General features: G+C 70.3%; 8 protein-coding genes, 1 tRNA gene and 3 pseudogenes. 4 read left to right on the top strand and 8 right to left on the bottom strand.

From position 1 onward, the window contains the following. Positions 1–69 precede the first annotated feature (69 nt). Entirely contained in the window at positions 70–798 is a 729-nt protein-coding gene (locus tag DJ476_RS02610) for a sugar phosphate isomerase/epimerase family protein (protein WP_112489717.1), read from the bottom strand. 146 nt (positions 799–944) lie between these two features. Next, entirely contained in the window at positions 945–4,451 is a 3,507-nt protein-coding gene (locus DJ476_RS02605; RefSeq protein WP_112489716.1) for a ThuA domain-containing protein, read from the bottom strand. Between the two features lie 228 nt (positions 4,452–4,679). On the opposite strand from DJ476_RS02605, the gene DJ476_RS02600 reads away from it, so the two are divergent. Further along, the gene (locus DJ476_RS02600; RefSeq protein WP_103417258.1) at positions 4,680–5,078 is read left to right on the top strand and encodes an MmcQ/YjbR family DNA-binding protein; all 399 of its coding nucleotides are present in this window, start codon (positions 4,680–4,682) and stop codon (positions 5,076–5,078) included. 204 nt (positions 5,079–5,282) lie between these two features. Here DJ476_RS02600 and DJ476_RS02595 read toward each other — a convergent pair whose 3' ends face one another. Next, on the bottom strand, positions 5,283–6,197 hold the full coding sequence (locus DJ476_RS02595) for a transketolase family protein (protein WP_112489715.1): 915 nt from the start codon (positions 6,195–6,197) through the stop codon (positions 5,283–5,285). Between the two features lie 84 nt (positions 6,198–6,281). Further along, positions 6,282–7,001, bottom strand: a complete 720-nt coding sequence (locus tag DJ476_RS02590; protein ID WP_070202090.1) for a thiamine pyrophosphate-dependent enzyme — start codon at positions 6,999–7,001, stop codon at positions 6,282–6,284. 127 nt (positions 7,002–7,128) lie between these two features. Here DJ476_RS02590 and DJ476_RS02585 point away from each other — a divergent pair. Beyond that, positions 7,129–7,202 (top strand) — tRNA-Pro (locus DJ476_RS02585). Positions 7,203–7,321: 119 nt separating this feature from the next. Here the strand turns inward: DJ476_RS02585 and DJ476_RS34370 are convergent. The 3 genes and pseudogenes from DJ476_RS34370 to DJ476_RS35330 form a co-directional block, all read right to left on the bottom strand. Beyond that, a complete protein-coding gene (locus tag DJ476_RS34370; protein ID WP_404827450.1) occupies positions 7,322–7,519 on the bottom strand; it encodes a hypothetical protein in 198 nt (65 codons plus the stop codon). Positions 7,520–8,049: 530 nt separating this feature from the next. Continuing rightward, positions 8,050–8,406 (bottom strand): annotated as a pseudogene (locus DJ476_RS35335) (YybH family protein); the annotation flags it as partial. Positions 8,407–8,472: 66 nt separating this feature from the next. Further along, positions 8,473–8,874, bottom strand: a pseudogene (locus DJ476_RS35330) (YybH family protein); the annotation flags it as partial. A gap of 938 nt (positions 8,875–9,812) precedes the next feature. Between DJ476_RS35330 and DJ476_RS02570 the strand changes: the two are divergent. Together DJ476_RS02570 and DJ476_RS02565 are read left to right on the top strand one after the other, a co-directional pair. Next, the gene (locus tag DJ476_RS02570) at positions 9,813–11,054 is read left to right on the top strand and encodes a cytochrome P450 family protein (protein WP_112489712.1); all 1,242 of its coding nucleotides are present in this window, start codon (positions 9,813–9,815) and stop codon (positions 11,052–11,054) included. Between the two features lie 316 nt (positions 11,055–11,370). Next, positions 11,371–12,339: a helix-turn-helix domain-containing GNAT family N-acetyltransferase gene (locus tag DJ476_RS02565; RefSeq protein ID WP_318294313.1), complete on the top strand. Its 969-nt coding sequence runs from the start codon at positions 11,371–11,373 to the stop codon at positions 12,337–12,339. Position 12,340: 1 nt separating this feature from the next. Here DJ476_RS02565 and DJ476_RS02560 read toward each other — a convergent pair. After that, positions 12,341–12,961 (bottom strand): annotated as a pseudogene (locus tag DJ476_RS02560) (SLC13 family permease); the annotation flags it as partial. Between the last annotated feature and the right edge of the window lie 439 nt (positions 12,962–13,400).

Genomic DNA, 13,400 nt, shown 5'->3' with positions numbered 1-13,400 from the left:
TACGTGCCACCACGGCACATCACGCCGCACCCACGTCCCACCGTGCCGTGCGTCGTCACCGCCGCCGGGTCAGTAGCGCAACCGCGACAGATAGCGGTAACTGGCCCGTGCCGAGGCGAACGGGTCGGCCGGGGCGTCATGCTCCACCAGCCACTGCCGCACCCCGCCCTGCCGCACGGTGTCGAACATCGCCGGGAAGTCCAGCACCCCCGACCCGACGTCCGCGAAGTCCCCGTTCGGCGCCATGTCCTTCACATGGAGCGCCGGGAACCGCCCGGGATGCCGGACGAACAGCTCGCCCGGGGCCGAGGAGCCGCCCTTGGCCGCCCAGTACACATCCAGCTCGAAGCCGACCAGGTCCGGATCGGTCTCCGCCAGCAGGATGTCGTACAGGCTGACCCCGTCCACCACCTCATGGTCGCCGCCGTGGTTGTGGTAGAGCAGCTTGAGCCCGGACTCCCGGGCGGCCAGCCCAGCCCGGTTGAACTGCCGTGCCACCTCACGGTATCCGGCCGGGGAGTGCAGTACGCCCGGCAGGCTCGGCACCACGATCCACTGCCCGCCGAGGGTGTGGACGTCCTCCAGGGCCTGCGGCAGTCCGGAGCCGGTCACGGTGTCGTAGCCGACGTGCTCCAGGACCGCCCTCAACCGCACCCTGTCCAGCATCTGCCGTATCGCGGAAGGGGGGTTGCCCTGCCGGCCGCTGACTCCGACCGTCGCGTAACCGATCCCGGCGAGGCGCTCCAGCGTCCCGGCGAAGTCCGCCGCGAGCGGTGTCCGCATCGTGTACAGGTGCATGCCGATCCCGGACGGCGGGATACGGCGGCAGCCCCGCCGCCCGGCTGCCGCCGCTGCTGGTTTCGAGCCCAGGCCGACAGCTGCGGCCGCCCCGAGTGACGTACCGAGAAAGGCTCTTCGTGTGCTGCTCACGCGTTCTCCGCCTCTCATCCCACATCGATGCGCACGGCACCGGTGGTCGTGTCGCCCTTGTCGTCGGTGACCGTCAGATGCGCGGTGTAGGTGCCCTTGCGGTCGTAGGTGTGCGTCGCCGTCGGCCCCTCGGGGCCGGTCGGCTTCACGTTGTCCCCGAAGTCCCAGTGGTACGAGGCGATCGTGCGGCCCGCCGCCGGTTCGACCGTGCTGCTCAGCGCGACGGTCGACGGCGCCGTACCGCTTGCCGGTTCGGCCTCCACCGCCACCTGCGTACCGCCCTCCTTCTCCACGCCCGGCCCGTTGAAGTGCAGCCAGTCGACGGAGAGCAGGTCGGCCTTGCCGGAACTCCATTCCGGGTTGCTGAAGACGGCGTACAGCTTCGTCGTGGAGCCCGGGTCCTTCAGCTCCGTCGTCGGGGAGACGAGCTTCTCCCAGCCGCCGGTGTTCGGCACGGTCACCGAACCGAGCAACTCGCCCGTCGGGGAGCCGGACCGGAACTCGACCGTGCCGCCGAGCCCACCCGAGGAGGCGCCGACCGTCACCGATTCGACCCCCTGGAGGTGGACCGGATCGAAGGTGACCCAGTCGCCGTCCTCGATCTCGATGAGCCGCTTCCCTGCCGAGGCGTCCGCCCGACTCCCCACCTCCGCGCCGCCGTTACGGCCACCGGTCGCGATGAAGTGCTCGGCCTCGCGGAAGGAGGTGCGCAGGGTCAGTGAGGCGGAGCCGGTGAGCGCGGGGGCGTCCGGCGCGCCCTTGTCCTCGTACTGGGCGGTGATCCCGTAGTAGAGGTTCTGTCCGGGGCCGTGGCTGTCTCCGGCGTCCGTGACGATCTCGCCCGTGCAGCCGGTGTAGTTGTCGAGCGGATGCAGATGGGTGTCGTGGCCGAGCTGCGACTGCACCACGACCCGCGAGCAGTCGATCGGACCGCTCCGCCCGTCCTCCTCGTCGCTCACCTCGACGGTGAAGGGAATGGTGTCGCCGAAGCTGAACGTCCCTCCGTCCGGGGGCTGTTGGATGGTCACCTCCGGCCGGGTGTTGCCGACGGTGATGTCCTGCACGGCCAGTGCCGTCAGCCCGCCGGGTCCGGTGACGGTGAGCCGGGCCGTGTGCAGCCCCTTCGCGATGTACGTGTGCGAGGGGTTGGCCTCGGTCGAGTCCGTGGTGCCGTCCCCGTCGAAGTCCCAGGCATGGGTGACCGGTTGGTCGCCGTGGAGGAAGAGCCCGGAGCCCTCGCTGGAGAAGTTCACCGTGAGCGGGGCCGGACCGCTGTCCCGGTCGACGGAGAGCTTGGCGTCGGGCAGTCGGCCGTCACCGACGTAGTCGATACGGTAGATGCCCGAGCCCTCGTTGCTGCCGCCGCGCCCGGTACCACTGCCCAGCCCGAAGTCGATGACGTACAGCGCCCCGTCGGGACCGAAGTCCACGTCGAAGGGCTGGTTCCACTCCATGTCCTCGAAGATGCCGTTGATGGAGTGGAGGTCACCCGCCTTCACCGGCTCGAAGCGGGGATCGGTGAAGGTCTGGTACTGGCTCTGGTACGAGAAGGTCTTGAACCACTGTCGCGTCAACTCGTAGTTGAACGCCTTGCCGTCGAAGTACGCCGGGAACTTGGTGCGGTAGTTGTTGTCCGGGTCGTAGGCGTAGACGGGCCCGGCCATCGGCCCGCCGCCCCCGGTGCCCAGCTCGGGGAACTCGGCCGACGCGGAGTAGGCGTACCAGACCGTCGCGGGCTGGGCGGGCGGCAGCTCACGCAGCCCCGTGTTGTTCGGCGAGTCGTTGACCGGAGCCGCGCAGTCGAACTTCGGACCGGACGTCTTCCTCACGAAGTCGTAGTCGTTGAAAGGAGTGTTGTTCCCGATGCAGTACGGCCACCCGAAGTTCCCCGCCTCGGTGATACGGGTGTACTCGACGGTCCCCTCAGGCCCCCGGTCAGCCACCGCGGCCCGCGCGTCGGGGCCGTAGTCCGCGACCATCAGCGCCCCGCTCCGCGGATCGGTGGTGATCCGGAACGGGTTGCGCATCCCCATCGCGTAGATCTCCGGCCGGGTCCTCTCCGTACCCGGGGCGAAGAGGTTCCCCTCCGGCACGGTGTACGTCCCGTCGTCCTGCGGGGTGATCCGCAGGATCTTGCCGCGCAGGTCGTTCGTGTTGCCCGCGGTCATCTGCGCGTCCCAGGCGCGCCTGCCCTCGCCCTCGTCGATGGGCGTGAAGCCGTCCGAGGCGAACGGGTCGGTGTTGTCGCCGGTCGCCGCGTACAGGTTGCCGTCCCTGTCGAAGGTGAGCGAACCGGCCATGTGCGAGTTGGCCCGGCCCTCGCCGCGCAGCGTCGGCACGGTCAGCAGCCGTTTCTCGGAGGCCGGGTCCACGGTGTTGCCGCCCACGGTGAAGCGCGAGAGGTTGAGCCGCTTCTCGACCTTGTCGGAGTAGAGCAGATAGAGCCAGTTGTTCTCCGCGAACCCGGGGTCCAGGGTCAGCCCCAGCAGCCCGTCCGACTGGCTGGTCATCTCCGGCGTGTACGCGAAGTCCAGCGCGGTCGACACCTTCATCGTGACCTGGTCGATCACCTTCAGTTTTCCGGTCCGCTGGGCGAAGAACACCCGGCGGTCCGGGGCGACGGCCAGCTCGAACGGGTCGGCCAGATCGCTCGTCGCGAGCGACGTACGCTGGAACGACCCGGTACGCGTCGCGGTGCAGTCGCCCTCCGCCGCACCGGCCGCCCACCGGATGCCGCCGAGCAGATGGTTGACGAAGCCCTCCTCCTGGAATGCGGCCTTGTCGTGGCCGCCCGCGGTGAACCAGGAGCGCCCGCCGTCGTAGTTCTGGCACCAGGAGAACGGGTGGTCCACGCCCTCGTCGAGGCCGGTGACCCCGTCACGCACCTTGATCTGGGCGAGGGTGTGCACCTTGGAGGTCGGATTGGAGCGCCAGTTGTACCACTCCTCCGTCCGCTCCCACAGCTCCGGCAGATGCTCGGTGGACGGGTGGGCGCGGTCCAGGACCTTGATCCGGCCCGTCTGCACCGCGGGGTGCTGGTCGAAGATCGCGCCGACCAGTCCCTCGTACCACTCCCAGTTCCGCTCACTGGCCGACGCCGCGTGCACGCCCACCCAGCCGCCGCCCGCACGGATGAACCGCTGGAGCGAGGCCCGCTCGTCGGCGTTCAGCAAGTCCCCCGACTCCGGGGTGGAGTTGGTGTTGTTGAAGACGACGGCCTGGAAGCGGCCGAGATCGGCGTCGTTGAAGACGGCGGAGTCGTCGTTCGCCTCCACCTCGAAGCCGTGCTCGGCCCCGAGCTTCCGCACCGCCTCGATCCCGGCCGGAATGGAGTCATGGGTGAAGTTGGTGACCTCGGAGTAGACGAGCACCCGGTACGGAGCCGCCGCCTGCGCACCCGGCGGCACCGCCACCAGCAGGGCGAGGACCAGCGCCAGGAGCGAGGTGACGGCGATGAGGGGGGAGGGTCTTCCGGAGGAACGGCCGATGCGGCCGGCCCGGCGTGACGAACGGCGTTTCATGGGGCGCTCCCTGTGCGGTAGGTGCCGACTGTGGGATGTAGAAAGCGCTTTCTGAAGTACGCCGTTCAGGGTAGGTTCACGGCTCCGACGGGGTCAATGGGTCTGCGGAGCCCGTCGGTCCGGGTGCGACGGGACCCCGGCCGGGGGCGGATGTCCGTGCCGGGGGCTACGGTCGAATCCCGGCAACGGCCGCCGGGGGCCACCGGATCGGGATATCGGAGCACCGGGATGACCGCCAGAAGGACCAGGAGCGGGAAGGCGGGCGGCGTCACCGCCGCAGCCGTGCGCTCGGCAGCCCTCTCCCTGCCCGACACGAGCGAGAAGCTCGCCTGGGGACAGCCCACCTTCCGGGTGGCGGGCAGGATCTTCGCCTCGCTGGGCGACGACGACACGGCCATGGGGGTGAAGTGCCCCAAGGAGGACCGGGCGGAGCTGATCGCGGCCGAGCCGGAGAAGTTCTTCCTCAAGGAGGGCCACGACGACCACTACGCCTGGCTGCGGGTCCGGCTGGCCGCTGTGGAGGGCGCGGACGAACTGGCCGCCATCCTCGCCGACGCCTGGAGCCAGGTAGCCCCCCGCCGCCTGCTGGCGGCCCACCCGGAGCTGGCGGGGCCGGGGGAGGGGTGAGGGGGTGTGCCCCCTCTGGTGGGTGCGGAGGGGGCATCGGCCGGGTTCGGTGGACGGGGCCTGCGCACGGCGCGGGGGCCGCCCCGGCAGGTGTGCCGACCGAGCCCCTTCGCGTACACGCTCACGAATCCTGGCGTACACGCACACGAGTCTTCGCGTACACGCACACGAGTCCGCAACACGGGTCCGGCCCGGGCCGCCGCCTCAGCCCCGCAGGAATCCGGTGATCCGCTCCCGCAGCCCCGGTGCGTCCAGCCCGTGCGCCGCCAGATGCTCGTCGAGCTGTCCGTACCGCCGAAGCTCGGCGCGTCCCACCCCCAGGCCGAGCACTCGGTGCGGCACCTCCATCAGCGCCTCGTTCGCCCGCGCCGTCGACGTACCGGCCAGATAGGGCTCCACGATCACCACATCGGCACCCGCACCCGCACTCGCGCCCGCCCCCACGGCCCGGCGCAGGCCCGCCGCGTCGAACGGCCGGACGGTCGTCGCGTACAGCACGCTCACGTCCAGCCCCTCCGTGGCCGTCAGGACGTTGTCGAGCATCGGGCCGACCGCGACGACGGTCCCGGCCCGCCCCTCGCGCACGACGGAGAACCCGCCGTCACCGCCCACCGGCCGCGCCTCCCGGTTGGCCTGGAGGGAGAGGCGTACGTACACCCGGTCATCGCCGTCCACCGCGCCCCGCAGCAGCGCCTCCGCCTCGTCGGGGTGACCCGGCACATGGACCGTCCAGCCCTCCAGAGTGTCCAGGAGCGCCACATCGCCCGGTGACATATGGGTGAAGCCCCCGGCGGGCCAGTCGTACGAGCCCCCGGCGCTGACCAGGATCCCGCCCACCCCCTGGTGGCCGAAGTCCAGCTTGACCTGCTCGAACGGCCGCTCGACCAGGAAGCTGGCGAAGGTGTGCATGATCGGCCGCATCCCGGTCAGCGCCATCCCCGCCCCGGCGCCGATCAGCAGCTGCTCCCTGATGCCGACGTTGATCACCCGGTCCGGGTGAGCCCGCCGGGCCGGGGCGAAGCCGTCGGCACTGATGTCGGCGAGCACGACGGCCAACCGGGGCTCCTCCTCCAGGAGCTGCGAGGTGGTGGTGATGAATCGGTCACGCATGGTGTCCATGGGAAGGGTTCCTCCTGGGAATCCGCCGGTCTGGAACGGTCTGGACCGGACTCGGCTGGTCTGGGTCGGGACGTACGGGGAGGATCAGCGCTTGGGCTCGACGCGGGCGACCACGGCCCGGGGCCGGCCGGGGTGGGGCGCGGTGAAGGCCGCGTACAGGGCCTCGTGGTCGCGGCCGTCCACCGTCGCCGCCGACCAGCCGGCGGCCTCGAACCGGGAGGCGATGCCACCGGGCCAGCCGTGGGTGGCGGAGGCGTTGTCGATCACCAGGGTGTGGAGCTGCTCCAGCCCGGCCGGTCCGGCGTGGGCGATGGCCTCGTGGTTGCTGCCCTCGTCCAGCTCGGCGTCACCGACCAGCACCCAGACCCGGGGGTCGGTGAGCCCCTGCGCCCGCAGGCCGAGGACGGTCCCGACGGCCAGCGGCAGACCGTGCCCGAGCGAGCCGCTGCCGATTTCCGCCCCCGGGACGAGCAGCCGGTCCGGGTGGTGCCCGAGCGGCGAACCGTACGTCCCGAAGCCGCGCAGCACCTCCTCGTCGAAGAACCCGTGGGCCGCCAGGACGGCGTAGTACGCCATGGGGCCGTGGCCCTTGGAGAGGAGGAAGCGGTCCCGCCCGGGATCGTCGGCGGTGGCGGGCGTCACGCGCAGGACCCGGTCGTAGAGCACCCAGAGCGCGTCCGTGGTGGAGTGCGCGGCGGGGGCGTGCTTCTCGGCGCCGGTCATCAGGGAGATCAGGCGGCCGAGGTCGTGGAAGTCATAGGAGCCGTGGAGGCCGCGTACCGGTGCGGCGGTCATGTTCGTCATGCCACCGAGCATCCAACCTCAACCAAACTTGAGGTCAAGCGGGGAAAGGGGTTCGTGACCACCCGCTGGAGTGCGGTATTGTTCTCATGCGCGTTCGGCCAGGGGAAACCCCAGGTCAGACGGGCACCGGGACGTGGCGCAGCTTGGTAGCGCACTTGACTGGGGGTCAAGGGGTCGCAGGTTCAAATCCTGTCGTCCCGACTGGAGACAGTCGTAGATCAGGGCCGGTTTCGGAGCAATCCGAGACAGGCCCTTGATCATTTTCGGGGACCGGGTTGGGGACCAACTGGAGGTCCGACGTCCTTGACCGGGGCATCGGGTCAGCGGGCCATGACGACGGGGCCCGGCAGCGAGCGTGGTGTACGCAGCACGTTGAAGCGGGCCGAGAGCGCCGCCCCGGTCGCCGTGATCTTGCGGACGTCCGGGTGCAGGTAGCGCTGGGTGGTGGTCAGCGAACCGTGGCCCGCGATCCTGCGGAGGACGTGTACGGGGACCCCGGCATCGGCGAACCAGGTCAATGCGGCGTGTTGGCGCCTGCCCGGGCTGGGTGGCCTGCTGGTGCCGGTCGTGCTTGAGCGCACATTGCCGCGCAGGAGTACGGCGTTCCGTTGAGCCAGAAGCACCGGCGATCCACAACGCGGACGGTGGTCCCGGTCCCAGATATGCGGGGCCGTAGAAGAGGTTGATCATGCCGGGTTCGTCCTCGATGGCACCGAGGGCGACGCCGTGCGCGGTCGGGGCCTCTGGAGGTATCTCGGCAGTCCGTCGATGTGGACCAGCGCTCCGTCGGGGAGTCCGGGCGGCGGCCGTGGTGAGGGCGCCGAGGCGTTCGAGTGGGGCGTGCTCGGCGGCCGTAGCCTTCCGGCGAGCAGTTCCGGCCTGGGTCCGCCGATCTTACGAAGGACCAGCTCAGGCCCACGTCTGGAGGGCAGGACAAGCTGAGGGTGTGGGCTCCGGCCGTCACCGCTACCGCGACACCGTCACCGCCCGCCAGGCCCAGGACCCCGGATGGGGCGTCAGCCGAACCGGGCCCGGCTCCGGAGGCTCGTCACGGATGGAGTTCGGTCCTCGCCTCGCCGGTCTGGGGGTCGTAGGGGTAGGAGACGTGCTGGTGGACCATGGTCCACTCGCCGTTCCTCCGCTGGAGCACCCGGGTGCCCCGTGACCAGGACTCCGTGGTCGTGCCGTCGGCCTCCCCAGCGGTCATGTGGTTCAGGCCCCAGACGACGGCGATGTCGTCGCGGATCAGCACGCGCATGTCAGGAACGTCCCAGGTCACGGACCCCGGCGCCCAGTCCAGACCCTGTCGGCACACCTCCCGCACCTGGTCCCTCCCCACGTACTGCAGAGGGGTGTCGTGCTCGTAGGAGACGATGTCGTCCGCGATGTGCTGCATCACGCCGTCCAGGTCCTTCGCCGCCGTTCTGTCGAACCAGTTCTCGTGCACCGTACGGACCTCGGCCTCGGCGCCGGGGTCGCTCAGGTCGGGGAAGGAGTGGTGCTCGTGCGCGACCACCCAGCGGCCCGCCTCCTTGCGCAGCCCGAGGGTGAGCCGCAGCCGGAGCCCGGGGTGAGCCGCGAGTTCGTCCTCTGTGCCGCATCGCACCAGGGCGTGGGCGAAGGCGACGTCCTCTCCCGCGGTGACCTCCAGCTCCTCGATATCGAAGGCCGCCCCCTGAGCCTGCCATGCGAAGAAGTCCGGCCAGACCTTGCGGTAGGCGTCGACCCCGCGTACGCCCCGGTAGGGCGGCGGAACGTCGAACATCACGATGTCCTCGGCGTGATCCGCGACGACGGTGTCGATACGGCCCTGGTGCACCGCTTCGGCCCAGCCTTCGATGAGTGTTCGGATCTGATCGGCGTCGTCCCGCATGGTTCCTCAGTCCTCTCGGCTCCCGTCCGCAACGGGCTTCAGGGCCGGATCGGCAGCATTTTCACCATCACCCGCCACGGGACGCAAGCCCTCCCGGTGCCTGGAAAGATGGGTGCATACACCGTGAAATCGGCGGACCGTGAGCGGGTCCGTGACCCCTGTGGCGCACGGTGCGTTTACCCAGCGAATTCGTGCTACGCAGGGGACGGGAAGGCGTTCGGGCGTCCTTGCATGCTCATGCGATGAGCGTCTCGAATCGAAAAAGGTAATCGAACGGTCGCTCTGCTCCGGTCCGTGACGCTGGAGGCCGGGGGCGAGCGAACCATTCCTCGGCGCCGGCATATCGAGGCCGACGAGGCGACTTATTTCCCTGCCCACCAGCAGGGGTGCACCCAGATGCAGGCACCGGTCGACGGCGGGGTGCCGGAGAAGGGAGCCCGTCGGCGGGTCCGCGTGAGCGTAGCCCCTCCGTACCCTGCCGGGGTGTGAAACTCCCTTGCCACGAGTTGTGTTGAGGGCATCGGACCGGCTGCAGCAGTCCCGAGTCAGTGAGGAGCTTCCTCTTCGCCCTCTCACCGGGAGCGTCGCGGTCAGGGTGACTGCGGTGGCGGCCTTGAAGCATTGGATCCGGCCAATCAGTCACTTTGCGTCGTGAGTCGGTAATTTCGGGGCGCGGCCGTTGAGGACTCGGCTACACAGGAGTCTCGGACCTCCATGGTCCCAGTCCCCGCCGGGTGGGGGCATCGGCGGCTTGTCGGGCAGCCCGCCTCCGGCGTCACCGACTCCTGCCGCTGAACGCCTCCTCCTTCCCGAACTGCCCCGATGACCGCCCTCCACCAGTCGGTTCTGGAGCAACGTCCGCAGCAACGTTCGCCGGACCCGTGCTGTGCCGGAGCGACGGATCAGCTCAGACCCTCGACGAAGAAGGCAGGCCCTGCATGGCAGCCCAGCCCACCAAGCCGATTGTCCTCGACCCGACCGGTGCCGACCACCACGGCGAACACCGGCAGTTGCGTCGTCATGGTGCCGCGGTCCGCGTGGACATCCTTGGCGTCACCGCCTGGTCCATCACGGACCCCGACGTCCTTAAGAGGCTGTTGAAGAGCAAGGATGTCTCCAAGGACGGCCGTGCACACTGGCCTGACTTCCAGGATGTCGTACAGAGCTGGCCGCTGGCACTGTGGGTCGGCGTGCGGAACATGTTCACGGCGTACGGTGCCGACCACCGGCGGCTGCGCCGTCTGGTGGGCCCGGCGCTGTCCGCCCGCCGCGTCGACGACCTCGCCGGCGTTGTCGAGAGGATCGTCGCGACCCTCCTCGACGACATCGAAGCCCTGCCCGAAGAGGTCATCGACCTGCGTGAACATCTTGCCTACCCACTTCCGATCGCGGTGATCGGCCACCTCATGGGGGTTCCTGTCGACCAGCGCGAGGGCTTCCGTGCCGTCGTCGACGGCGTCTTCGACACCACGCTCAGCGCCGAGGAGCAGGAGGTCAACACCTCGCGGCTCTACGCGGCTCTGGACGGCCTCATCGCTGCCAGGCGTGCCGAGCCCGGCGACGACATGACCTCCCTGCTCATCGCAGCTCGCGACGAGGAGGGCGACGGCGGGGGCCTGTCCGGCGCGGAGCTCCGCGACACTCTGCTGCTGATGATCAGCGCCGGGTACGAGACCACCGTCAACGTGATCGACCAGGCGGTCAGCCTGCTGCTGACCCATCCCGAGCAGCTTGCCCATGTCCGTGCCGGCCGAGCTGACTGGAGTGATGTCGTCGAGGAGACCCTGCGTCTGGAGCCGGCTGTCAAGCACCTACCGCTCCGTTTCGCCGTCACTGATGTCACTCTGCCCGACGGGCAGACCATCGCCCGGGGTGAGGCGATCCTCGCCTCCTACGCCGCCGCCAACCGCCACCCCGGCTGGCACGACGACGCCGACACCTTCAACATCCGCCGCCCCGCCCAGGATCACCTGGCCTTCGGCCACGGAATCCACTTCTGCCTCGGCGCTCCGCTGGCCCGCCTGGAAGTCGCCACCAGCCTGCGCATGCTGTTCACCCGCTTCCCCGAACTCCACCTCGCCGTCCCCGCCGGCCGGCTCGAGCCACTTGGCTCCCTGATCAGCAACGGCCACCAGCAGCTCCCTGTCCGGTGCCGCCTCACCGGCCCCCGGAGACGGTGATGGCCACGGTCGCAACCGCCCCGTCACCCCCTGCCCGGCACGGGGCTGTCAAGGAGATCGCCAGCAGGCGGGGAACGGCGCTGGCGATAGAGGCAGAGGCCGTTCTTCACCTTCGCCGGTGCACCTACCGTCGCCGCCACGGACGACTCGGCCCGTAGGGCTCCCCGGCGTGAGGAGGTAGGGCAGAGGGCGGCAGCGGAAGCAGGGAGTGGCACACCCTGAACCGGAAGCCTCTTGGCGCCCCGTACGGCCGAGGATGCCGGCGTGCACAGTGAGCCGGGTGTGCTTGTGCGACCGGTTGGAACATTGCCCGGAGATGGCGGAGTTCGATCGGGTGCGCCGTTTCAACCGCACCGTGACCCAACGCGTGGGCGCGCTGCACGACCACTACCTGGGCCGCGACCGTCCGATCGGCCAGGCGCGGCTGCTGTGGGAGATCGGCGACGACGGCCAAGACGTACGGAAGCTGCGGGAGCGGCTCGGGCTCGACTCCGGTTACGTCAGCAGGCTGCTGCGCGCCTTGGAGGCCGGCGGTCTGGTCACCGTGGAGCCCCTGCCCCGGGACAGGCGCGCACGCACGGCCTGTCTCACCGAGGCCGGCCGTGCGGAGCGGGCGGCGCTCGACGGCCGCAGTGACGAACTGGCCGCGTCCCTCCTGGCCCTTCTGAACACCGCGCAGCGTGCCCGGCTCGTCGCCGCCATGGCGGAGGTCGACCGGCTGCTGACTGCCGCGACAGTCACCCTGGACACCATCGACCCCGATCACCCGGACGCCCGGAGTTGCCTGCTCGCCTACTACTCCGAACTCCAGGAACGCTTCGACGCCGGCTTCGATCCCGCCCGCAGCCTGCTGCCCGACACCGACGAACTCCGCCTCCCCCGCGGTCTGTTCCTCGTCGCACGGCTGCACGGCGTGGCCGTCGGCTGCGCGGGTCTGAAACTCCCCGTCGGCGCACCGGCCGAGATCAAGCGCATGTGGATCGCACCGCATGCCCGGGGCCTCGGCCTGGGCCGCCGCTTCCTCGCCGAACTGGAATCGCTGGCCGCCACGCACGGGTGCGAGGCGCTGCGCCTGGACACCAACAAGGCGCTCGACTCCGCGATCGGGCTCTACCGGTCGGCCGGGTTCCAGGAAGTCCCGGCCTTCAACGACGAGCCGTACGCGCACCTGTGGTTCGAAAAGCGCATCCCGAAGCCGGACTCCCGCCGAAAGCCCAAGTCGCAGGATTGGACACGCGGACGAGCCGCGCGGCCCGTCTCCCGGCGCGCAGGCGGCTGCTCCTAGGAACCCAGGGGGGCGTGGGCGCCCCCAGGGGTATCCACCCCACCGGCCAGTCGGCCGCACCCGGGTCGGAGAGGGCGACGCCCATCGCCATCGTGGCCGCCGTGAACAGCAGCGGCCAGGGCACCGTCCGCAGACCGTCCTTGAAGCGGACCGTTCCCAGCGCGGGCGAGGTCGCCACCAGCGCGCCGATCAGCGCGACCACGGCGGGCGGCACGCCGTGCAACGGCTCGTTGCACCACAGCAACACGACCGTCGCCAGCGGCAGGCACCGGGACTCCGCCGGAGTGAACGGGCCCTCGACGGCCGTCCCGGAGTGCTCCTGGATCTGCGCCGCGGTGATCGTGACCGGACCCTTGCGGTCGGCGCGCCGGGTCGTCGTCGCCAGGATGAGCTCGGCGGCGAGAGGGGAGGAGACGACGGCCGACGGCAGCTCGAGGACCAGCCATCGGACGAAGCTCAGGTCACGGAGTGCGGCCGCCAGCGCCAGGCACACCGGAAGGGCGAGCGCGGCCCGCCCCGACGTGGCCGGCACAGCGAACGCGGTGACGACGAGGCCGGCCGTCGTCAGGTGCACCGACTGGCGTACGGTCCTGGCCCCGTCGGCCACGAAGACTGCGGGCCGCAGAGCACGGGGAGGTTGCCCAGGATGTTCGGGGGAGTTCGGTCCGTCAAGCGGTTCGCGCCTCGTCCGCAGAGTCGACGAGCCGGTGTGCCGTCGCCATGCGGGCGAGGAGTTCGACGTGATCTTGGCCAGCCGGCATAGGCGGTCCAGAGCGGCGGAGGAGCCGCCACCCTGTTCGTCGCCGATCACCTTCCCGGCCCTGATCAGCAGCAGAGTCCGCGCGTTCGGTGGATGCCGCCGATCTGCCGTGGCGATAGTGCTCAACCGCTGATGCCACGACCTCAGCCGCCAGGAAAGGTGTGCCACCTCCTGTTCCGGGACCGGTGACCCCAGCCCCGGGCCAACGCCCGCCGGACCTCGCCGACGGGCAGCGGCTCCCAGGCACGAAGCCGCGGCCCGGTGCCGGGGCCACCCTGATGACTCCGTAGGCGGTCGGACG

Source organism: Streptomyces bacillaris, from assembly GCF_003268675.1.
Taxonomy (GTDB): domain Bacteria; phylum Actinomycetota; class Actinomycetes; order Streptomycetales; family Streptomycetaceae; genus Streptomyces; species Streptomyces bacillaris.
This window is presented reverse-complemented; position numbering and strand designations above follow the sequence as displayed.

Bases quoted from the DNA above. Each gene is read 5' to 3' on its own strand.
- DJ476_RS02595 (WP_112489715.1), bottom strand. From the start codon at position 6,197: ATGGACACCATGCGTGACCGATTCATCACCACCACCTCGCAGCTCCTG.
- DJ476_RS02605 (WP_112489716.1), bottom strand. From the start codon at position 4,451: ATGAAACGCCGTTCGTCACGCCGGGCCGGCCGCATCGGCCGTTCCTCC.
- DJ476_RS02600 (WP_103417258.1), top strand. From the start codon at position 4,680: ATGACCGCCAGAAGGACCAGGAGCGGGAAGGCGGGCGGCGTCACCGCC.
- DJ476_RS02565 (WP_318294313.1), top strand. From the start codon at position 11,371: ATGGCGGAGTTCGATCGGGTGCGCCGTTTCAACCGCACCGTGACCCAA.
- DJ476_RS02570 (WP_112489712.1), top strand. From the start codon at position 9,813: ATGGCAGCCCAGCCCACCAAGCCGATTGTCCTCGACCCGACCGGTGCC.
- DJ476_RS02610 (WP_112489717.1), bottom strand. From the start codon at position 798: ATGCACCTGTACACGATGCGGACACCGCTCGCGGCGGACTTCGCCGGG.
- DJ476_RS02590 (WP_070202090.1), bottom strand. From the start codon at position 7,001: ATGACGAACATGACCGCCGCACCGGTACGCGGCCTCCACGGCTCCTAT.